The 22,607-nt window shown below is 59.4% G+C and carries 12 protein-coding genes; 9 read left to right on the top strand and 3 right to left on the bottom strand.

What is annotated here, in order from left to right; genetic code table 11:
• Positions 1–404 precede the first annotated feature (404 nt).
• The 3 genes from ACP_RS05455 to ACP_RS05465 all read right to left on the bottom strand — a co-directional run bounded on the left by ACP_RS05455 (position 405) and on the right by ACP_RS05465 (position 5,803).
• On the bottom strand, positions 405–3,413 hold the full coding sequence (locus tag ACP_RS05455; protein ID WP_041839312.1) for a glycosyl hydrolase family 95 catalytic domain-containing protein: 3,009 nt from the start codon (positions 3,411–3,413) through the stop codon (positions 405–407).
• A 295-nt stretch (positions 3,414–3,708) separates the two neighbouring features.
• Positions 3,709–3,915 carry a hypothetical protein gene (locus tag ACP_RS05460; RefSeq protein ID WP_041839313.1) on the bottom strand — a complete coding sequence of 69 codons (207 nt, stop codon included), beginning with the start codon at positions 3,913–3,915 and terminating at the stop codon, positions 3,709–3,711.
• 349 nt (positions 3,916–4,264) lie between these two features.
• Positions 4,265–5,803 carry a glycosyltransferase family 4 protein gene (locus tag ACP_RS05465; RefSeq protein ID WP_015896302.1) on the bottom strand — a complete coding sequence of 513 codons (1,539 nt, stop codon included), beginning with the start codon at positions 5,801–5,803 and terminating at the stop codon, positions 4,265–4,267.
• 197 nt (positions 5,804–6,000) lie between these two features.
• Here ACP_RS05465 and ACP_RS05470 point away from each other — a divergent pair, with 197 nt between their 5' ends.
• From ACP_RS05470 to ACP_RS17200, 9 genes are all read left to right on the top strand, one after another.
• Positions 6,001–6,834 (top strand): sulfotransferase, encoded by an 834-nt coding sequence (locus ACP_RS05470; protein WP_041839315.1) that lies wholly within the window; start codon positions 6,001–6,003, stop codon positions 6,832–6,834.
• Complete coding sequence (locus ACP_RS05475; protein WP_015896304.1) at positions 6,831–7,637, top strand: thioesterase II family protein; 807 nt, start codon at positions 6,831–6,833, stop codon at positions 7,635–7,637. Before ACP_RS05470 ends, ACP_RS05475 begins: the two co-directional genes overlap by 4 nt.
• 217 nt (positions 7,638–7,854) lie before the next feature.
• Positions 7,855–8,148: a DUF6072 family protein gene (locus ACP_RS05480; RefSeq protein ID WP_015896305.1), complete on the top strand. Its 294-nt coding sequence runs from the start codon at positions 7,855–7,857 to the stop codon at positions 8,146–8,148.
• 96 nt (positions 8,149–8,244) lie between these two features.
• On the top strand, positions 8,245–8,682 hold the full coding sequence (locus ACP_RS05485; RefSeq protein WP_015896306.1) for a DUF6072 family protein: 438 nt from the start codon (positions 8,245–8,247) through the stop codon (positions 8,680–8,682).
• A gap of 44 nt (positions 8,683–8,726) precedes the next feature.
• The gene (locus tag ACP_RS05490) at positions 8,727–8,936 is read left to right on the top strand and encodes a hypothetical protein (protein WP_015896307.1); all 210 of its coding nucleotides are present in this window, start codon (positions 8,727–8,729) and stop codon (positions 8,934–8,936) included.
• A gap of 150 nt (positions 8,937–9,086) precedes the next feature.
• The gene (sbnA, locus tag ACP_RS18260; protein ID WP_015896309.1) at positions 9,087–11,162 is read left to right on the top strand and encodes a 2,3-diaminopropionate biosynthesis protein SbnA; all 2,076 of its coding nucleotides are present in this window, start codon (positions 9,087–9,089) and stop codon (positions 11,160–11,162) included.
• Between the two features lie 71 nt (positions 11,163–11,233).
• Positions 11,234–15,181, top strand: a complete 3,948-nt coding sequence (locus tag ACP_RS05500; protein ID WP_202944492.1) for a beta-ketoacyl synthase N-terminal-like domain-containing protein — start codon at positions 11,234–11,236, stop codon at positions 15,179–15,181.
• Entirely contained in the window at positions 15,178–18,408 is a 3,231-nt protein-coding gene (locus tag ACP_RS05505; RefSeq protein WP_015896310.1) for a type I polyketide synthase, read from the top strand. Before ACP_RS05500 ends, ACP_RS05505 begins: the two co-directional genes overlap by 4 nt.
• Positions 18,405–22,364 carry a type I polyketide synthase gene (locus tag ACP_RS17200; RefSeq protein WP_052294693.1) on the top strand — a complete coding sequence of 1,320 codons (3,960 nt, stop codon included), beginning with the start codon at positions 18,405–18,407 and terminating at the stop codon, positions 22,362–22,364. Before ACP_RS05505 ends, ACP_RS17200 begins: the two co-directional genes overlap by 4 nt.
• Positions 22,365–22,607 lie beyond the last annotated feature (243 nt).

Raw genomic sequence — 22,607 nt, forward strand, 5'->3', positions numbered from 1 at the left:
ACTGATCCACCGCATTCCAACTCTCCTGTTTCAGCCCATGTTTTTCCGCAGCAGGTACCGTCATTCCAGCAGCAACCGGAGTGTACGGACTCTCTCGCAAAGAGAAATCGTTTACCAATTAAATCGATTTTCTAAACTTTCGCGACAAAGCCCCTGCCCATTCAGGAACCACAGCATCCTACCCTTGCGAAATATGGAATGAAAAGCGGTAATTTTGTGCCGAACCCATCGCACGCATCACACCGAATCCCGCCTCATCTGGAAGGCGGCTTTCCCGGTGCACTGCATCGCTCTACCGGCGCGACACGCACAGCGAAATTCCTCCTCTGCGGCAGAAAGCCCGGTGCGAACGACCAGAAGAAACGATCTGACAGCTGCACAAACCACCATGAAATCCCACTCGCTTATCGGGAATGCTCGGTGAGCATAAGTTGCTCCCCGATATGCGTCGAAATATCAAGCTCCGCCCCATGCAGCAGTTGGGTCTTTTCGCCAGCAATCTTCAACTCAACCTCGGCCTCCGCACCCCATGGATTGGCCAGCCTGCAAAGACCGCCGCGCTCGCTGGTGATGCGCACGTAGGCGACACGTCCGCCCTTGAGTTGGCTGGAGACGAGGAAGTCCCCGACCGCCAGCAGATCGCCGAAAGACGCATCCTCGGTCGATGGCCAATCCGGGAAGACGTGAATGTCTTTCTGATAGCTCTGCAGCAACATGGCGGCGATGGTTGTGGGAACCGTTGCCTCGTTTTCGATGCCGCCGGCCGGCATGTCATAAGCAAAGCTGGGGTAGCCGATGTGGGTCACCAGCACGTGCAGGTGCTTGAGAATCGCTTCCGGATCGTAGCCCGCGCCCACCGCTGCCGGATAGAAGCTCGACGTGTCGTTGTTGTCGTACCAGAGACGCGTGTAATGGACCGTATACCACGCGGCGCTGCGCAACGCAGCCGGGCTTTCGAGACCGATGTTCCAACCGGGGAAGACTACCTGCAGAGAGTTCATACCCGCTGACGAGCCCGTGGGCCTGACCGGCGGCTCCGGCCCTTGCGCGCCGCCCCACGGCAGATTGACCCATTGCATGCCGTGCTGGCTTTGCAAAATCACCATCTGATCTGGCGGAATCGGCTTGCCCACGGCCTTCTGAATGGCAGCGACGCTATTGGCGGGCGCGATCGGCAGATCACTCAGATGAGCAGAAATATTGCTCCATGTGGCCCGTTGGCTTTCATCCGCGTGCAACTGTTCGCTCATCTCGATCAGCGCCGGATACAGCATCTTCAAAAAGCCAATCGTCGTGGCCGGATTGACGCCGCTTGATGGTCCCCACAGGTGTTCGTCGGCCGCATCGTTGAAATCCACATACCGGCCATTCACCAGCTTCAGGTCGTGATCCCAATATTCGGCGACGCCGGTCAGAAAGGGCCAGACCTTGCGCGCGTACGCCGCGTCGTGAGTGTAGCGCCAGCGCTGAATGCAGTTCACGGCTGCGAACAGCGCATCACTCTTTTGATCGAGCGCGCGAAAGTTGTCCGCACTCCAGCCAGGCGACGGAGCCAGATGGGTGTAATACACCAGGCCCTGACTGTGCAGTTTGGCGGCGAGTGCTTCTCCGCGCTGCATCCACGCCAGCAGCGGAGCATCATAAGGGTCGGCGAGGCTCACGTGGTTCGTCGGGTAGGCGGCCCAGAAAGGGGCCTGATAGTTGTAGTCCAGCGTGTAGTCGCCCTGCCAGGCCATGTGCGTCGACGTGATCCAGTTGCCCCACAGGCCGGGGGCCACATTGCCCGGCTCACTGCATGAGGCCAGCACATAGAGCGACCCGTACCACCAGGATTGGATGGTCTTGTCTGGAATCTCCACATACGACTTCGACCAGAAGTTGCGCCACCAGGCCACGTGCCGCGACCAGCTCGCCGCCACATCGGGCAGGCTCGCCTGCTCCAGATCAGTGAGCGCGGTCTGAAAGTAAGTGGACGTGTCGCGGTTGTCCATCGCCGCCACCAGCATCACAACGTGCTCTCCGGCGGGAATGGTGAAGTGCATCTTGCCGTTCGCCAGCGTGGCATCACTACCTACGATACGCATGGCCAGCACGCCCTCTGGTCCGATGCCTTCATAGGGAACATTTGCATCTCCGGGATGCGCGGCAGCCCATTGCCATTCAGGCCCCATCACCTGGGCCGCCGTGGGAAAGCTGGTGGTTTCACCTATTTGCCTGCCGTCGGCCAGCAGCACCAGCTTCTGGCCGTCATAAGCAACCGTAACGGTTACCCATTGCCGCGTGGGCAGCGTTTGCGTCGAGGTAATCACGGTGCCATTGAGGTTGGCGACGAGCCGTCCGTGCGAGAGATAGACGGCCAGCCCCGCAGCGGCTCCCTGTGCCCGAGGCAGATTGCGTCCGCGCTGGTTGCCCAGCGGATCGGTGGGGTCGATCTGCTGCTTCATCCACTGCTGCCCCACCATCGCGGTGAAGATCGCGCCAGAGCCATCGGCACCGTCCACGTTGACGGCAGCGCGCATGGTGAAGTGACGCAACGGGAGAATGACGCGGCCACAGGAAAACCGCTCCGGCCCATTGCCACCCGCCAGCACCGTAGACGACGACCAGTCATAGCGCGGCTTCTGTGCGGAATTGCCCGCATAGACCCGCACCGAACGGATGCGCAGATTCGACGCCGCCACTACGCCGCGGCGCGACCCGCCGATGGTGGCCTCGACCGTCTCTGGAGAGACGCGCAGCCACTGCACATTCCCCGAGGCTCCGCTAAGCGTCTGAGCCTCGCCGCTGCCAAAGCCGTCGAGCAACGCGGCGCGCACATGCAGCGGCTGGCTGCCGGAGTTTCGTAGTTCCACCGCAAACACATTGCGGCCGTTCGCGACCCAGGTGCGCGACTGCAGCGCGTCGCTGCCCTGCACGAAGTGAGCCGTAACATCGGCAGGACCGATATTTTCGCTCACCTGCGCCGAAGCGCCCTGCAACGCAGCCACGGTCAGCTCGAGCCGCCCCATGGGCATGATGCGCCCGCGCAGCACGCTCCAGAAATCGTTGCGGCCTATGTAGAACTCCTGCCGGTCAGGGCTTCCGCCCATCGCCACGCCGACGCTGCCATTGCCCACGAGCGCGCCGGGCGTCATGAGTCCCGTGGCAATGCTGCCCGGCTTGCGAGACCACGGCATGGGAGGGCCAAATCTCTGGAAGCGAGGCGTCTCTGCTCCGGGCATGGCATTCCAGGTGCCGTGCACCGTATTCGCAAGCGCGATGCCCCGGGCCGCGACGGTCTGCGCGGGCACGGATTCCAATACGGCGGCCTTCGTCTTCACTGCCGCATGAGCTGGCGTCGCGCAGCCAGCAATGGTCAACATCGCCCCTGCAATCACCGCGCCCGCAATCCCTCGTTTGCCCTGAGTCTTCAAGCCGCCCCCTTCCAGACCGGACTGCTCCGCTGAGTCGAGCAGATGCTCGGGGGAAGACTGCTGAGAGCGAGATCCTCCTGGCGGATTCGTATGTCCTGTTGCGTGGATAGGCGGCACTATAGTGACGGCCAGCAGGTGGTGTCAAACGATACAGTTAACGTGCATGAAAGAAGATGGGCGTCGCGATTGGGGGGTTATGCCTGAAGGCGCGCAGAGCTTTTGCGAGAACAGCAGGAGCCGCTGATTACAAAGACGGCAACACCGAGCCACATAAGCCCCGCTTGACAGTAGCGCCTCAGACTTCCTGTATCTGGCATCGGGAGACCAGATCGCGAATCTTTGCATGGATCATGCCGCAGGTGACATAGAACGGAGCGCCCAGGCACTGAATGGTGAGTGAACTGCTGGTCGCGACATAGGACCAGGCGATGGTGATACCACTCTGCGTCGTCTGACCTTCGGTCCCATCAATCTCGATTCCCTGGCTCTTTGCAGCCGCCATCAGGGATGCAAATTGTGCTGGAGAAATATTGCCGAATCGCTGAGCTGTACATTGAGCCAAGAAAACCTCCGATGCAAACGAATTCCAGCGTTGCCCATAGCTCCAGACCGGAATCGTTGTCAGCCAAATGCGCTCCCTCCATCTATCGCGCCGCCAGAATATTTGGGCGCAACGAAGCGTTCATCTCTAGACGATGCCTACACCCCGGCAGCGATAGAGCAGAGTGGGCTGACACATTTGGCGAGTGATTTCAGGATAACGGCGAAATGATCTTCTGTCTGCGGCACCGCGGGACAAGGGATTGCGGTGTCCCGTTCTTTGAGAAGAGGAGCCAACAACGCTTTGTGCTTCAGGCAAGAGACCCCAATCTCAGATGGTCATACTTGATCAGCCACAGAAGATGATTGCGGAAAACATCCGGAGTCACCCCCAGCGCCGACGCTGTCGACGCCTCTAACTCACCCACCGTCGCAGTGTCGGCTGCGCACCGCATGACACAGTGCAGAACATCCTTGGCGAGAAATCCTTCCACCTCAGGATAGAGAGAAAACTCGCGAGACGGACCAAGATAGACCTTTGCCGCGAGCGACAGCATTTGCGTGGGGTAGTGCTGAAAGGTCTTGCCATAGTCAGGCCGGAACCAGGATTTTCCCATGGGGGATTGTTGGGCCGACGCAGCCTGCTGATGAAGCGTTTGCCAGAGATCGATGTGCTGCTCGATGACACGCCGCCAGTCAAAGAGAGCCTGAGCGCGGCGGCGTCCGTTCGCTCCCCAGGTGCGGCGCAGCCCTTCATCACCGATGAGCCTGGTCATCGCAGCGGCCATCGCCGGAACGTCGATGGCAACCGATTGTGCATTCAGGAAATGATTGGCGAGCCAGTCTGAGACGCCGGAGTAATCTGCTACCCTGCTATCGCACTCCATCCAGTAGGAGGGCACGCGATAGCCCGTATCTTCCTGCACGACCAACTCCTTGTATCCATCCCAGTCTGAACAAATCACAGGCAGTCCGGAGGACATGGCTTCCACAATCGATTGGCCGAAGGTCTCCTGCAGATTGTCGCTGGGAGAGACGAAGAGATCGGCAGCCGCATAGTAGGCCGTCACGTCCGCTTCCGGTATATCGGTGCGAAGAATCACTCTGTCCGCAATTCCGATCTGGGCGGCAAACTGCCGCACTCTCTCCGAGTATTTGTGAAAGCTCTCCGAACCAGCCAACACCAGCGAAGTCTTTTGACCACAGCCATCCAGCACCATCTTGAATGCAAGCAGCAGCGGGAAGAGGTCCATTTTGTCGTAGTGGGAGAATCGTCCGAAATACAAGGCCAGCACTTCGTCCGCAGGCAGATTCAGACGGCTGCGCAGTTCTGCCTTGTTGCCGGGCCGAAAGACGTCGGTGTCGAGTCCCAAGGGAATGACATCGAGTCGCCCATCAAAGGTGAGTTGGATCTGCCGCTCTTCCAGAAACGATGCCTGCAAATGCTCGATCCACCGCCGCATTACGACGCGGGCCGATTCCGTGGTGCAAAGAATCGAGTCCCAGGGCCGAATGCCGAGCAGCATGGTTCCCAGCACGCGCGGCAGAAACGACTGATAACTGATCGTATGTGTGAGCCCGGTAACGGGGAAGCTGACCGCGCTCAACCGGTTGCGAAGATCGGTCCATGGACCGATGTCGGGCGACCACAAGTTATGAAACGCATGATAAGTATGGCGGGATGTCTGGCTCTCGAACTGGCTGACTGGAATGAGAGAGATACGAGGATCGGAAAATAACAGGCCGCCTTGATCGAGCCGCGGTGCAGCGCCGCTGTAAAAGAAGTGAAATTCATCGAAATCTCCGAAGCGCAGCAATGCATCTACAAAGCGCCTCAGAAAAATGGTCATTCCATAAATCCCCTCAGAGGGAAAAGCAGAAAAGCCAGATAACTCCATCGGGCCAGCAAGCGTTCCGAAATATTTCATACCTCTCCCTGAAACTTCTTAACCGGCTCAGGCTACCATGTAATTCATCATTCCCTGCTACGGGGATCGTATCTTATCGAGCAGATCTCATCCGCTTGTCAAGAAAGCAGGAGGATACTTTGAAGATATTCGGCACGGGATTATTTCGGACAGGCACCACGACCATGCAGGAGATGTTCGCCAGATCCTTTGCTTCCGATCATGAATTTCAACTGCAGGACCAGCTCAGCATCTTCGAGCGGCGGCTTATGGGTACCATCACCGACGAGGAGATTCGCACATTCATTCATCAGAGGAATGCCGCCAAGCCCCTCGACATGGATTCATGCGGAGCACACTTCTGCATTGTGGACTTTTTGGTTGAAGAGTTTCCGGATGCGAAATTTGTGCTCACTCTTCGGGATGTTTACTCGTGGATGAATTCCTGCGTGGGGAAGCTGTTTGGTGATTTCACTGCCGGATGGGGCAGCCGCGCCGGCGCTCTGATGAACTGCCTCGATGTGTTACCCGATGGCAGCTTTCGGTTAATGAATCAACCCAACATGAAGGTGCGTCTAGAGCAGATGACGAAGATCTGGACAGGGGTCAACCAGCGAGTCATCTCTGCGGTGCCCAAGGAACGGTTGCTAATCGTGCATACCGATGAACTGGTGGCGCGTAATGGGGAAATCGCCGCATTTTGCGGCATCGACCCCGGTCTGCTCGATCCGATCCATGCAAATGCAGGCCAGAATATGAATTTTCTCCGCTGCTTTGACTCCGAACAATTAGAGGAGTTGGTGCATCTGCATTGCCGCACGTTGATGGAAGAGCATTATCCGGGCCTGACGCTGGCCAGTTATGCGACCGCTCGCAAGGATGTATCCTGCCCGGACTGCCAGGATCTGACTCGCTATTTTAGTCTGCGGGAAGTGACGCCCACCGAATTTGTCCAGACAAAGTTTCCCGCATGAGAGCATCTGCCTGGGTCCGCATCCCAGTACCGAGACCGGCGGCCTCGGCACGACTCTTCTGCCTGCCATTTGCGGGCGGAAGTGCGTCCTTCTACCGGCCCTGGTGCCATCATCTGAAGGAATCCATTGAGGTGTGCCTTATCCAGCCTCCGGGGCGCGAAGACCGGCACACCGAACCAGCCTACACGCATAGCCAAACGATAGTGGAGGCACTGATCACTCAGATCGGGCCCTTCCTCGACAGGCCCTTCGCCTTGTATGGGCACAGTCTGGGAGCGTTGCTGGCCTTTGAGACCGCCCGCGCCTTACGCGCGGCGGATCTGCCCGAGCCCTCGGTGCTCTTTTTGGGTGCCCACCGAGCGCCGCATCTGCCGATGATGCGGCGCGTTTTTTACAACCTGCCCGATGACGAACTGCTCGCCGAAATAAAGCATCTGAACGGAACACCATCGGCGATTCTCGAAGATTCTGAAATGCTGCGCTACTGGCTCCCTATCATGCGGGCTGACCTGCAGATATGCGACACCTATGAGTTTGCCGAGGCCCTCCCACTGCGTTGCACTATCATCGCGAATGCTGGCTCCGGCGACCAGGCTGCATCACCGGAATGCATGCAGGACTGGCGGGAGCATACGACGGGCGCATTTGCGCTACACATATTTCCCGGAGGGCATTTCTTTCTACGCACGGCACAGGACTCACTCTTCGGCATCCTGGAACGGTATATGGGCGAATTGCCCTCACATCCCCTACGCCCTCCAGAGGCGCGAGGCGCTGCCGGCAGGCTACACTCCGGCGAATGATTTCCACCCCGGCGTGCCAGCCTCCACCAAGTACGGGTGCAAATGGACCCCCGGAAAGCCCGCATAACTTTCTGAATCTGTCAGTTACTGCATAAAGCGGAAAGTTATCTTCCTTGTTTTGCTGTTGTTATCTTTTTCAGGTGGAATGAGTTTTAATCGTGTTTGTGTAGTTCTGCTATACTCCACGTGCAGTAGAAATACACAGGAGGAAGGTTCCATGAAAGTGGACAGCACTCAAGCCATGAAGACCGGGATACAGTTTGCAGGCGAAGTCATCCTCCCCGGTGGCAGCAATCTGGTCAGCGGCGACTACAAAGCGGGCGGTATTTATGCGGCACTCGGGCTGGCGGCCAAGGCCGTCTTCGGGGTTCCGGGCCTGCTGGTAGTTTCGGCAAGTTCGTTTGCCAACGCGGTCACGGGTAAAAACCTGATCGACTTCGTCAAATCCGTTCCGCCGCTTGAACTCGGCGCCCCCATGAGCAAGCCTGTTTCCGAAGAGCCTGCCAGCTAACCTTTTTTCACTTCTCTCTCCAGATAGGCATGCTGACTGCTGCGAGGATGCATCGTTTCCTCGCTGCGGGTGACTTTATTTTTTAAGCGAGCCCCCATGCCTCAAGAATTTCCTGAAGACCCCACAAAAGACAAGCCGCTGCGGGCCGGGCTTGCCTTTTGTGGAGAATATCTTGTTCCCGGCGGCAGCCACCTGGTTCAGGGAGACCTGAAGGGCGCGGCGGTCCACGGAGTGCTGGGCCTTACGGCCGGCATGCTTTTTGGATTTCCCGCGCGCCTGCTCTTCTCTTCCAACTCGTTGCGCACGGCCCTGCGCCGTCCTGCCACCGGGCCCACAGCCCAGGCGGCGGAGACTCCTGCGGCAGCCGCCCAGACGGCGGAAACCGTCCCCCAGCCATCCCCAAGGCGCGCGCCGCGCAAATCTTCCACGCGTCAGGCGCCCGCCAAGACCCAGGCCAAAGCCTCCGCTGCAAAACCAACGCCGGCGGCCGTTAAAAAACCAGCGGGCAGCCGTTCCCGAAAATCCACCTCATAAAACTCACGGCAGAAATACCACAAAAAAAGGAAGACTACTCCGCCATGAAGAAGAGCAGTTACCTACTCGGCCTTGCCTCCGGCGTTGTTGCAGCCGCTTACTGGAGAACCATCCTCAAAGAAGGAATCAAGGGCGGAGTCCGGGCCGGACGGGTCGTGCAGCGTGTCTCCGCCCAGGCCATCGAAGAGATGCAGGATGCCAGCGCAGAGGCATGGAGCGAGATCGAACAGCAGGATCACAAGGCATCCAAGTGAACACCGCAAGAAAAAACAAAAACGCCCAGCAACCGATCCTCATACTCCGATCCGCTATCCCAGGAAGACAACGATGGGACGTCATAACCATCAAAGGAAATCAAAAAAAAGCAAAAGCTCTGAAATTCGCGCATTCCTGGGGTGAGTGAGATGAGAGATACGGCTTTCCCGCTCTACAGTGGAATTCTATCCACCATCGGAAACACGCCTCTGGTTCCGCTGAAACGCCTGTTTTCGGGCATTAGTTTCGAGCTTTACGCCAAGCTGGAGATGCTGAATCCAAGCGGCAGCAGTAAGGATCGCACTGCACTCTCGCTGCTGCGCGAAGCGTGGGATGCGGGGCGCATTACAGCCGCGAGCACAATTGTCGAATCGAGTTCGGGCAACCTCGGCATCGGCATCGCACAATTCTGCGCCTACATGGGTCTGCGTTTTATCTGCGTCGTGGACAGCCGCACCACTCCCGTAAATCTGAAGATACTTGAAGCGTATGGCGTGGAGATCAGTCTGGTGGACGTTTGTGACGCGCCAAATGGCGACCTGCTGCGTGCGCGCATTGCACGTGTCCAGCGACTCTGCAGAGAGATTCCCGATAGTTTCTGGCCGAACCAGTATGCCAATACGGCCAACGCGCGAGCGCACCACACCACCATGCGGGAAATTTACGAGAGCCTGCACGGCCAGGTGGATTATCTTTTCGTAGCCACCAGCACCTGCGGCACACTGCGCGGCTGTGCGGAGTTCCTGCGGAACGCCGGCGCCTCGACCAAAATTATTGCCGTCGATGCAGAGGGCAGTGTGATCTTTGGTGGGCATCCGGGACGCCGCCTTATTCCAGGGCACGGAGCCTCGCGCGTACCGGAGCTCTACCAGCCCGGCCTAGAGAGTGCTCATGTTAAAGTTTCCGATCTCGACTGCGTGACCGGCTGCTACCAGCTTCTTCACCGGGAGGCGATCTTCGCCGGCGGCTCATCCGGCGGCATAGTCTCCGCCGCTGCCCGGCTAAAGGATGAGATTCCGGCGGGCAGCACCTGTGTCATGATTCTTTGCGATCGTGGCGAGCGTTATCTCGATACGATCTACTCCCGCCAATGGGTGCAAGAGTCCCTGGGCCAGGGAGCGGTCGAGCGGCCACCGGCAATCATCTCCCGGGCGTCCGGCAATGGCGTGGCTGCTCACGAGTCTGCGCTCCCATCCAAGAGCAAGACTGGCATGCTGATGCTGCGCGGCGAGGAGATCATCCAACTACTGGAACATCGCGAGCACGAGATCATCCAAAGCATCCGGGATGCCTACATCACACGCGAAAGCGGAGGTTACAGCCTTCCCAACTGCGAATACTTGCGCTTTCCGGGCAATACCGTCGATCGCATTATCCCCAAGCCCGCCTATCTGGGAGGGCCGTTTCAAGCTGCCGGCATTAAGTGGGTTGCATCCTTCCCGGGAAATCTGCAGGTGCGGCTGGAACGCGCCTCCGCGACTCTGATCCTCAACTCTGTAAAGACCGGCTTTGCCGAAGTAATGATGGAAGGCTCGGTCATCAGTTCATACCGAACGGCTGCCAGCGCGGCCTTGGCCGCAGATGTGCTGCATGCAGGAAAAAGCACCAGCACGCTGGGATTGATAGGTTGTGGCCCGATCAACTTTCAAGTATTGCGCTTCCTGCTCTATACCCGTCCCGAAGTGAGGGATATTCTCCTTTACGACTCCGACCCGTGCCGGACCAGCCAGTTTGAGGCTTGCTGCCGCAGCTTGTGCGATGGCCGTACAGTCACTCGGGCGACACGTGGGCAGCATGTTCTGGAACAGGCGAGCATTGTCTCCATCGCAACGAACGCGGTCACGCCCCATATCGATAACTTTGCCGGCCGCGGAAACGATTTGACCTTGCTGCACATTTCTCTGCGCGATCTGACTCCGCAAGCAATCGGCCAGGCAGACAATATCGTCGATGACATCGACCATGTCTGCTCCAATGACACATCTCTGGACCTGGCGGCGCGTTCTCTCGGCCATCGCCACTTCATACGCGCCACGCTCGGGGAGGTCCTCGTGGGCAAGCAACTGCCCCGCAGCGGCGTGGGTCCACTGGTATTTAGCCCGTTCGGACTTGGAATCCTCGATATCGCCATTGGCTGTCTGGTGCGCGACCTGGCAGCCGCCGCTCACGCGGGCACCGCCATCGAAGACTTTCAACCTGTGCCCTGGGCACAACGCACCTATTAAGTTCCGAGACAACCATGAACCCAAGGATCAAGGAAGAAACTGGACCGGCAACCGTGACGGAAGCACTCCGCTTGCATGCTGAGCGGACTCCTGATCGCACGCTCTATCTCTATCTTGAAGATGGCGAGCAGGAGTCCGTACGCCTCAGCTATGGCCAACTCTACGCAAGGGCACTTCAAATCGCGGCAAAGCTCAGAACCCTGACCGAAGCTGGGGACCGGGCGCTGCTGATGTACCCCCCAGGTCTTGAGTTCATCAGCGCGTGGATGGGATGCCTTTATGCCGGTGTCGTTGCAGTGCCAGCCTATCCGCCGAAGAAACACCGTTCTTCACTGCAGCGCCTGCAGTCGATATTAAAGGACTGCGAGCCGGCGCTTACGATGTTGGATTCCAGTACCTTCCAGACCCTTGAAAAGCGGTCCGGCGGATACTCGGCCACGCTGGCGTTGGAGTATCTGATCACCGACGAAGAGTTTGCGACGCCCTCAGACGGAAGACCCACCCCTACGATTACCCCTGAAATGCTGGCGATGCTCCAGTACACGTCCGGTTCGACTGGGACGCCGAAGGGGGTCATGATTCACCATGGCAACATCATGGCCAACATGGCCGCGCTAAAGGCTGCCGGACGAGAAGATGAAAGCGCCGTTTATGCTGGATGGCTTCCCCTCTTTCACGATATGGGGCTGTTCGGCCACATCGTGCACCCGATGGTGCTGGGAGCGACGTCTATTCTGATGGCTCCCGCCGCCTTCGTACAGAAGCCGGAGCGCTGGCTTCGAGCGATTACCACTTATCGCGGTACGGCGGCAGCAGCACCGGATTCCGCCTATCTTCTCTGCGCCCGCGCCGTTTCCGAAGCCGCCAAGAAGAACCTCGATCTCAGCAGTTGGAAGCTCGCTTACAACGGAGCTGAACCTATCCGCGCCGAGACCATCGAACGATTCACCACCGCATTTGCCTCGTGCGGATTCAACCCGAAAGTCATGTATCCGGTCTATGGACTTGCCGAGGCGACACTCTTCGTCACAGCCAATCCCGCAGGAGAACCTGTTGCGCTCAAGAACCTGAGCGTAACCAATCTTGACCGAGGGATCGCCTCCGCACCTGCTCCCGAGGCGAAGACGCGCACGCTGGTCTCCTGTGGGCGCACATGGACAGAGCATGAGATACGCATCGTCGATCCGGATACGCTGCAACCCTGCAGTACCGATCACTGCGGCGAAATATGGATCACTGGGCCTTCAATTGGCGCTGGCTACTGGAATCGTGCGGAGGAATCGGAACGGACCTTCCGGGCTCGCATTCCTGGCGATGACCGGTCCTATATGCGCACAGGCGACCTCGGTTTTTTTGACGGAACTGATCTTGTGATCACTGGACGCCGCAAAGACCTCATCATTGTGGCGGGCCGCAACCTCTATCCTCAGGACATTGAGGCCACTGCAGAAAAGAGCCATCCCGCGCTCGTCATCAACGCCTCAGCGGCCTTTTCCATCGATTCCGACGAAGGAGAGTCCGTCGTTATTGCTTGCGAGGTGCGAAGGGAAGCACTCCGCAACCTGGACCCAGCAGCCGTATTCCAAGCGATTCGACAAGCCGTGGCGGAAGAGCATGAGATCCCGCTGCACGCGGTATTGCTGCTGAAGACCGCGACCATCTCCCGGACATCCAGCGGAAAGATTCAGCGCAGCGCCTGCAAAGCAGCTTTCCTGGCAGATGAGGGGCTTGACGTCGTGGGCAATTGGCGCAACCTCAGCGCGCAGATGGACACAGCTTCTGCCCCAGTAGACATTTCGGCATGGCTTGCAAAGTGGATCTCGCAGCGCACCGGGCAGCCCGCCTCCAGCATCGATATTCACGCTCCGTTCAGCGCATTCGGCCTGGGCTCGCTCGATGCCGTTGAGATGTCTGGCCAACTGCAGCAGAGACTCGGACGCAACGTCTCGCCCACAATCGTTTATGACTTCCCCAGCATTCATTCTCTGGCCAGCCACCTTGAGCCAGACGGCTTGCTACCGGCATCTGCGCACCCGCAGCGGACCCCGTCGCACGACACAGCCATCGCCGTTGTCGGTATGGGATGCCGCTTTCCTCATGCACAAAACCCCTACGAGTTCTGGAAGCTGCTGGTGGAGAAACAGGATGACTGTGACGGAAGAGAGCCAGCGAGTCTGCAGAATGTAGACAAGTTTGACGCGGATTTTTTTGGAATCAATGCTCGCGAAGCCGAAGCCATGGACCCGCAGCAGCGGATTCTGCTGGAAGTGGCATGGGAGACACTGGAGAATGCCTGCATCGCGCCCTCTGCCCTGGCAGGAACACGCACCGCAGTCGTCGTGGGCATCAGTAACGCCGAGTATGCCCGCCTGGCTACCGGCGAGGAGGCGACCGGCCCCTACATCGCCACGGGAAATGCTTTGAGTGTCGCGGCCAACCGGATATCTCATATTCTTGATCTTCGTGGACCAAGCTGGGCCGTGGATACGGCCTGTTCCTCGTCCTTGTTCGCAGTGCATCAGGCTTGCGGCATCCTTCTCCGGGATGAGTGCGATGCGGCACTTGTGGGAGGAGCCAACCTGATTCTCACTTCCCAACTCAGCGAGGCGTTCACTCGCGCTGGCATGCTCTCGCCCGACCGCCAGTGCCGCACTTTCGATGAGGCCGCCAACGGATATGCACGTGGCGAAGGCGTTGGCATGGTCCTGCTCAAACGCCTGCAGGATGCCGTGAATGCGGGCGATCCCATCCTGGCCGTCGTTCATGGCTCGGCGGCGAATCAGGATGGCCGCAGTCATGGCCTCACCGCTCCCAACGGCCCTGCACAACAGGCAGTGGTCCGCGCGGCGCTTGCTGCGGCGGGAACCGCACCCGGCGAGATCGGTTACATCGAAGCTCACGGAACGGGAACGCCACTGGGCGACCCAATTGAGGTAAACGCCCTCGCAGCTGTTCTCAAGGAGGGCCGTACGGCGGAGAACCCCTGCTGGATCGGTTCGGTGAAGACCAATATCGGCCACCTGGAAGCGGCTGCCGGCATCGCTGCCTTCCTCAAAACCGTACTGGCGCTGCATCATCGCCGTATCCCAGCCCACCGGAACTACAGTAAAATCAACCCTCATATCGCTCTCGACAGCTCGATCTTCCACATTCCCACTCAAACGATCGAGTGGCCGCAGGCAAGCGGCCGGCGGCGCGCAGGGGTCAGTTCCTTCGGATTTGGCGGGACCAATGTTCATGTTGTGCTTGGCTCCGCACCGCCGCCCGTCGATGCAGAGCGACCGCTGCACGAAGGACCTTTCACCTTCACTATTTCTGCCAGAACACAGCAGGCCCTTCGGATGCTTGCCGGGCAATACTCCGCTTACATCGACGCCCATCCAGAGACGCGCCTGGACGACTTGGCCTTCTCGATAGCGCATGGACGAACACTCTTTGAGCAGCAGGCGACGGTAACGGTTTCAACCCTGGAGGAGCTTCGCGCTGCATGGTCCGACGTGCAACAGGGAGCCTCACTCCACCCACTCGTTTCCGGGCGGGAAGGGGCCACCCCATCCACCGGACGCAAGCTTGCGTTGCCGACCTATCCCTTTGAAAGAAAGTCTTACTGGTTCCAAAGGCAAATTGCCACGCATCCATTGCTCGGCCGGCAAACGGAGCATCTGGCCGCCGCAGGCACCTGGACCTGGCACTCCGCATTCGACGGGCAGGAATCCGCATTCCTGATTGGACACAGACTGATGGACGCAATGGTCCTGCCCTACTCCGCCTATGTAGAGATGGCCCTCAGTGCGGCTTCGCAGGCTGTGGGTGAGGGAGCGTTCACCATTGCCCGCTTGCACCTCCATAGCCCTCTGATCCTGCGCGAGCGAGAACCACGGAGTGTGCGCACCACTCTCAGCCGGCGATCGGATACGGACCTGAGCTTTGAAGTCTACAGCCAAACGGGCACGGCTGCCTCGGCCTGGCATCTATGCGCAAGCGCCACCGTTCTGAAGCAGGGAGGGCCATGGCAATGAAGTTCAGTCTCATGTTTTTTGCCAGCAGCGAAGAGGCGCTCTCCAGCAACAAGTATCGCCTCGTGATGGAGAGCGCCCGCTTCGCTGACCAGAACGGCTTCCACGGCATCTGGCTGCCGGAGCGGCACTTTACGGACTTCGGCTCCTTGTATCCCAATCCCGCAGTCCTGCACGCGGCACTGGCGACCTCTACCCATCATGTGCGGTTGATGGCGGGCAGCGTTGTCGTACCACTGCATCATCCCATCCGCATCGCCGAAGAGTGGTCGGTTGTTGACAATCTTTCCCGCGGCCGCGTGGGCATCTCCTTTGCCCCCGGATGGAATCCCGGCGACTTCGCGCTCGCTCCGGAGAAGTATGACAACCGTGTCGAAGAGATGCTCTCCGGCATACGCACGGTGCAGCGCCTGTGGCGCGGGGAGAGCATCGATGCAATCGACGGAAAGGGCGAGCCGGTCCGGATCAAAACCTACCCGACGCCGCAGCAACCAGAGCTGCCGACGTGGCTGACAGCTGCGGGCAATCCAAAAACATTTGCGAAGGCGGGAGAGATCGGCGCAAACCTGCTGACGCATCTTCTTGACCAGGACGAGGAACAGCTTGCCGTCAAGATCGCCCTCTACCGCGAGGCGCGCGCCAACAGCGGCCATGACCCGTCCACCGGCATCGTGACCGTCATGCTCCACACCTTTGTCGGGGAGAATCAGGACCTGGTGCGCGAACAGGCGCGCGCTCCGTTCTGCAACTACATCTCCAGCAACATCGGACTCCTGAATGGCCTTGCGCAGAGCCGCGGGCACCAGGTCGATGTGCGCTCCATGCCGGCGCAAGAACTTGATGCCTTTGTGCAGTTTCTCTACGAGCGCTTCGCGGAGTCGCGCGGCCTCATCGGCACCCCCGAAAGCTGCGTTGGCCTGGTGGAACGGTTACAGGACGCCGGGGTTAATGAGATTGCCTGCCTGCTCGACTTCGGACCTCCTGTCGATCTGCTGCTCCAAAACCTCACGCACCTACAGCGCCTGAAGACTCTTTATCTCTCCGGGACTACTTGGGAAGAAAGCTCCCGCTTCGATCTGGCAGTCATTCAGGCGCGATGCCACGAAGAGATCTCGGCCTCCAACTTCCAGCAGATGCTCGAGTCGATGGGACTCCATATTGCGGGAGAGTTCGACGCCATAGAAAGAATCTGGCGCTGCCCGGGCGAAGCGCTAGGGCGCATCTTGGCACCGGAAACCATGCCCTCGGCCGGCTTCCATATCCATCCGGCATTTCTGGACGCGTGCAGCCGCGTGCTGGCAGCGGCCATGGAGACGGACAGCTCTGCAGCGAATGCACTATATCTCCCCGCCGGCCTTGAACTCTTCCGCATTCACGCAGATATTTCGTCCCTCCAGCAGGTCTGGAGCCATGCGATCCTCCGTTCCGCCAAGGAAGGCATCGAAGGGGATATCCGTGTTTACGATCTCTCGGGCGGCCTTGTCCTTGAGATTGAGGGCTTCCGGCTGCATCGCATGGAGACGGAAGCAAAGACGGTCGATTTTGCTCCTTTGCTCTATCGCCGCAGTTGGATCGAGGCTGCCGCCCCGGACTCGCTCCCCGCAGACCGAACCGGTACATGGCTTGTCCTCGCCCATCATAGCGATCTCGCCGATGGGCTCTCCTCTTTTCTGCAGGGCGTGGGGGATACCTGCAAGATCATCCAGCCGGAAGAAGGCCAGCTCCACCTGACAGGCCCTAGTTTTGCGTGGAGGGGAGTGATCTGTCTTCTTCCCGATATCAACACGGCACTCACGGCAGCTCAGGCCCTGACCGGCACCAATATTCCTCTCTGGTTAGTGACACAGGGCGCGATGCCGCTGCCCGACAGCGCTCCTTGCTCCATGAAGGACGCAGCGGTCTGGGGAGTGGGGCGGGCACTCGCCGTCGAACAGCCGGCAAACCTGGGCGGGCTCATCGACCTCGACCCCGCAGGCTCCAGCGGTTACGATCTCGGCCAAGTCCTCCGTTCGAACGGGGGCGAAGACATGATCGCACTCCGCGGCGGAACGCGGTATGTTGCACGGATCACGCGCGACGACTCGATCCCTGCCAAGCCCGCGAAGCGGCTTCGCTTCAGAAAGGATGCCACCTACCTGGTTACGGGGGGGGCGGGCGGACTGGGGCAGCAGGTCATTCAGTGGCTGCAGTCCAAGGGCGCCGAAAATATCGCCGTACTCAGCCGCAGAATGGAAGCTTCCCTGCGCGACGGCATCACAACCTTCCGATGCGATGTCACCCAGCATAACGAAGTGGCCGCCGTGCTGGATCAAATTCGGCAGTCCATGCCTCCCTTGCGGGGAGTCTTTCACCTGGCAGGCATGTTGGACGACGCCCGTCTGGCGGACCTGAATATGGATCGCCTCCAGCTCGCGGGAGCTGCTAAAAGCGGCGGGGCATGGAATCTGCACGAGCTTCTCGCGGACACCGATCTCGATCACTTCGTACTGTTCTCCTCAATGGCTTCGCTGGTCACCATGCCGGGCCAAGGCAGCTATGCCGCAGCAAATGCATCGCTTGATGCGCTGGCGCACACACGTCGCGCAGTGGGCAAAACCGCGCTCAGCATCAACTGGGGCCCATGGTCTGGCGCGGGCCATGCATCCACTGCCTACGGAAAACGGGCGCATGAGGCGCTGGCCGCGCTCGGCATCGCTCCCCTTGCCCCGGAGCTGGCCCTGGCCGCGCTCAACTTCCTGATGGAACGCGACGTGACCCAGGCCGGCGTTGCGCAAGTGGACTGGCAGCGGTTATTCAAAAATGATCCCCAGGCCGCAAAGTCTCCCCTACTCTCGAACTTCTTGCCCGCCAGACAGCAAAAAGCAGCGACAGAGACAGCCCTCGTGCAGGAGCTTGGCACTTGCGCGCCCGGCACTCGCGCAACATTGCTGATCGATCACCTGACCGTGATTCTTGTCGATATACTGCGCCTTCCGCGCGATCTGCCAGTCGATTCCACGCAGTCGTTCTTCCATCTGGGTCTCGATTCGATCCTCGCACTTGAATTCACCGCCCGTATCTCAGCCGGGATTGGCAGACCGTTACCGGCGACCACGTTCTTCACTCACTCCACGCTAGACGCTCTGGCTGCCCATATCCTCAATTCCCTGGCACTCCCGGACAAGGAGGCAGAGAAGATGAGCGAAGACGAGTTGGCGGAACTGATTGCCCAGGAGATCGACCGGCTATGAATCCGAGGAGCACAGAAGCACTGGCGGCTGCGCTCGCAGAACTTCGCCAACGACGCGCGGAGATTGAGGTGCTGCGGGCAGCTCGGTATGAGCCCATCGCCATTGTCGGCATGGCGTGCCGCTTTCCCGGAGACAGCGATACTCCGCAAAAGTTCTGGCAGCTTCTTCAAGCGGGCCGCGATGCGATCGTCGAAATTCCTCGCGACCGCTGGGAGATTGATCAGTATTATGATCCCGACCCGTCGACCCCGGGCAAGATGTCCGTGCGCTCCGGCGGATTCCTCTCGCATGTCCACGACTTCGATGCGGCTTTCTTCAATATCTCTCCGCGCGAGGCTACTTATCTTGATCCACAGCAGAGATTGCTACTCGAGGTCGCATGGGAGGCAATTGAGAACGCCAACATCGCCAGCCACCGGCTCAGGGAATCTTCCACCGGCGTCTATGTAGGGATTACCTGCTTCGACCATGCGATTGAGGTTGCCTCAGATGGAGGACGCTCCAGCAGCTATCTCGGCACCGGAAGCGCGCTCAACATGGCCGCGGGAAGGTTGTCGTTCGCACTGGGTTTAACCGGCCCCAGTATGGCCATCGACACTGCCTGCTCCTCGTCGCTGGTCTGCCTCCATCTGGCTTGCGAGAGCCTGCGCTCGGGCGAAAGCCGTATGGCACTGGCCGGGGGAGTGAACCTGATGCTTTCTCCGGAAGTCATGGTCAGCTTCTCGCAGGCTCGCATGCTCGCCCCCGATGGCCGATGCAAAACCTTCGATGCAGACGCCGACGGCTATGTTCGGGGAGAGGGCTGCGGCATGGTGCTGCTCAAACGGCTTTCGGAGGCCATGGCCGAGGGAGACCGCATTCTGGGGGTCATTCGCGGAACCGCAGTCGATCACGGAGGAGCGAGCGGCGGCCTGACCATCCCCAGCCGCAACTCGCAGGTAAGGGTCATTCGCCGCGCGCTTCAGCAGGCAGGCATTTCGCCTTCCGAGGTGAGCTATGTAGAGGCGCACGGCACCGGCACCTCGCTGGGAGACCCGATTGAAATGGAGGCTCTGGCCGAGGTCTTTGGCGCACGGGAGCACTGGCTCATGACCGGATCGGTCAAGACGAATATCGGCCATCTCGAGTCGGCCTCCGGCATCGCAGGTCTCATCAAGGTTCTGCTTGCCTTCCAGCATGAGCAGGTTCCCGCGCACTTGAATTTCCAGCGGCCGAATCCGCACATTCCATGGAACGATATACCTGTCCGCGTGACGGCGGAACCCTTCGATTGGCCGCGCGGAGCCGTCCGGCGCATCGCGGGCATCAGCGCCTTCGGCTTCAGCGGAACAAACGCGCATGTTGTCGTGGAAGATCCGCCAGCAGGCACACCATCTGCCGGAACAGTCCGCACAGTTCTGCCTGTTTCCGCCCGCTCGTCTGCGGCACTCCAAGCGCTCGAGCATGCGTACGAGGCCATCGTGCGCGAGACCGGTGAGCATGAAATTCCGGCCCTTTGCAGGGCAGCGGCAGCAGGCCGCAATCACTATGCCCATCGCCTGGCCCATGTTCTTCCGCACGGCCCGGTCTACCGCTCTGCGGCACAAGCCACCTCGCCGAGGACGGCATTCGTGCTCGCGGGTGCGCCGGAAGCGTGGGTAAAGGAACTTCACACCGCAGAGCCAGCCTTCCGCCAGGCCTTCGACCGCTATGCCCAGACCGAAGCCTTTGCCGCATGGTATGCCTGGGTGGAGCTATGGAAGTCCTGGGGCGTCCGCGCCTCGGCATTCCTGGGCACTGGAGCAGGAGCCTATGTTGCGGCGTGCCAGGCGCAGGCCATCCCAGTGGAGGATGCTCTGCTGCTCTTCCAAACTGGCCCTGATCCATCCGAACTGCGTGACATCCTCCCGCGCATTCGGATCTCGCCAGCTTCTGCAGCGCTGATGCCAGGAGCCGCGCTGACCGATCCCGAGTACTGGCTCCAACAGAAGACCACTGCTGCTTCCTGCAAAGAAATCCAGGAAGTACTGCGAGCGCTCCCCGCCGCGACCCTGATCCCGTCTCCGCGCGCGGGCAAGGCGCTCGAGCGCAGCGTTGCATGGCTCTATGCACAAGGGCAAGACCTGGATTGGCCTGCCTTTTTCGGCACTGGGCCGCAACCGGCCAGCACACTTCCAAACTATCCTTTCCAGCGCCAGCGTTTTCAGCTCCCCACCCGCTCCCACCAAAGAAACTCCTCCTCGGGAGATCTCTATTATCAGGTGCAATGGGAGGCTGCGCCGACACATCCCGCTACTCCTCGGGCGCGCGCCGACGAAGACACGTGGCTCTTGATTCCAGGGGAGGCAAATAACGGAGAAAGTTTTGCCGCGCTTCTGCAATCCCTCGGCTGTTCCGTTCAGGTTCTTGCGGGCTTTGCGTCTTTCCCTGTGCTCGAACCGCGCACCCGGGTTATCTTCTTCGGCGATACATGTGAGTTACTGCTACGTGTGGCGCAGCAGATGCTTCGCGCCCCGGACGCCAAAGGATCGAAGCTTTGGTGCATCACCCGGGATGCCGTTGACGCAGGAGACGTTCCCGCGCTCACCGGTCTTGCCCAATCACCACTGTGGGGTATGGCGAAGGGAATCTCCATCGAGCATCCGGAGATCTTCGGTGCAGCCATCGACCTTGATCGGGAAGCCTCCTCCGGCGAAGACGAAATGCTTCTCACCGAAATTCTGAGTGGCAGCCGGGAAGATCAGGTGGCACTCCGCGACGGGCGCCTCTTCGTGCCTCGGCTTGTGCGAACTCACGGACAAGCGGCCTCGCCGCTGCGCGTTGACGCCGACAGCCTTTACCTGATCACGGGCGGTCTGGGCCAGCTTGGCTCCCAGACAGCCAACTGGCTCATCGGGCGCGGGGCTCGCACTCTTCTGCTGACCGGACGAAGGCCGCCTGAGGAGTCGATTCTGGCGAGCCTTCGCCGCCATGGAGCCGAGGTTCGTTACGAGCAGATCGACGTGACGGATGCAAGCGCGGTTTCCGATCTTTTCCGAAGGATCCGTGAGGAATATCCACCCCTGAAGGGCATTGTTCACGCCGCCGGCATTCTGGGCTATGAGCCGCTGGAGTTTATGGAGCCATCGACGTTAGCCGCAGTTCTGCGCCCTAAAGTGGAGGGCGCGTGGCTGCTTCATCGCGAGAGCCAATCCCTGAACTTGGATTTTTTTCTTCTGTATTCGTCGATTGCCTCGGCATGGGGATCGAATGAACAGGCACACTATAACGCAGCCAACCGCTATCTCGATTCGCTCGCTCATTACCGGCATGCTCGCGGCCTGCCCGCAATGAGCATCAATTGGGGTCCCTGGACGGGTGGCGGCATGACATCGCCGGAAGCGGCCACCCTGCTCTCCCGAATCGGCGTGAGATGCCTGACTCCGGAATGCGCTCTGGAAGCACTGCATTTCTTACCTACGGTCTCGCAACTGGCCATCGCTGATATCGACTGGCATCAATTTCAACGCTCCTACGAGGCTCGCGGGTTCAAGGCCTTCCTCGATCACATTCGTGCGGAAATTTCTCAGCCCAGAGAGCCTGAGTCCCCGGAAAGAGCAGAAAACGAGAGCTTCACCGGAGACCGGAAATCGCTCGTGGAGGCCCTGGAAAAAGAGGCCGCTCACGTATTGGGTTTCGACTCTGGGCGACTTGACCGCGACCTGGGGTTCTTCGAGATGGGCATGGACTCGCTGCTGGCGCTGGAATTCCGGAGCCGAATTGAGAAATCACTGGGTTTGTCCGTGCCGGCGACTCTGCTCTTCGACAGCCCTTCGATTCATACACTGGCCGACTCACTTCTCAACGGGAAGTCAGCATCGGTGTCTGCACAGGAAGATATAAGGGTTCCCGAAGATAACTTAAAAGTAAAAATTGAACTTCTGTCGGAGGAAGAAGCCGAAGTTATGCTGGTAGAAAAACTTAAGTTTCTTAACTGAAGCAAATTATCTTATACTCCTCTTACATTTTTTCTAAAGGTACAGGCGGATTATCACCTCCTGGCCGTCCACCCATTTCTCCCCCTCCATCCATAGCACTATCTCTCACGGATCTGCACTGTTAGCCACGCGAAAGAGAACCCGGACTAGTCCGAAGCTCTTTCCATGGACAAGTAACGACGGCAGCAAGATGACCGGCAGGCAGCATCGATTCCGCATGACCTTGCGCAACAGGATCAAGGG

This window comes from Acidobacterium capsulatum ATCC 51196, from assembly GCF_000022565.1.
GTDB classification, from domain to species: domain Bacteria; phylum Acidobacteriota; class Terriglobia; order Terriglobales; family Acidobacteriaceae; genus Acidobacterium; species Acidobacterium capsulatum.

Bases quoted from the DNA above. Each gene is read 5' to 3' on its own strand.
- ACP_RS05460 (WP_041839313.1), bottom strand. From the start codon at position 3,915: ATGGCGGCTGCAAAGAGCCAGGGAATCGAGATTGATGGGACCGAAGGT.
- ACP_RS05465 (WP_015896302.1), bottom strand. From the start codon at position 5,803: ATGACCATTTTTCTGAGGCGCTTTGTAGATGCATTGCTGCGCTTCGGA.
- ACP_RS05475 (WP_015896304.1), top strand. From the start codon at position 6,831: ATGAGAGCATCTGCCTGGGTCCGCATCCCAGTACCGAGACCGGCGGCC.
- ACP_RS05480 (WP_015896305.1), top strand. From the start codon at position 7,855: ATGAAAGTGGACAGCACTCAAGCCATGAAGACCGGGATACAGTTTGCA.
- ACP_RS05485 (WP_015896306.1), top strand. From the start codon at position 8,245: ATGCCTCAAGAATTTCCTGAAGACCCCACAAAAGACAAGCCGCTGCGG.
- ACP_RS05490 (WP_015896307.1), top strand. From the start codon at position 8,727: ATGAAGAAGAGCAGTTACCTACTCGGCCTTGCCTCCGGCGTTGTTGCA.
- sbnA (WP_015896309.1), top strand. From the start codon at position 9,087: ATGAGAGATACGGCTTTCCCGCTCTACAGTGGAATTCTATCCACCATC.
- ACP_RS05505 (WP_015896310.1), top strand. From the start codon at position 15,178: ATGAAGTTCAGTCTCATGTTTTTTGCCAGCAGCGAAGAGGCGCTCTCC.
- ACP_RS17200 (WP_052294693.1), top strand. From the start codon at position 18,405: ATGAATCCGAGGAGCACAGAAGCACTGGCGGCTGCGCTCGCAGAACTT.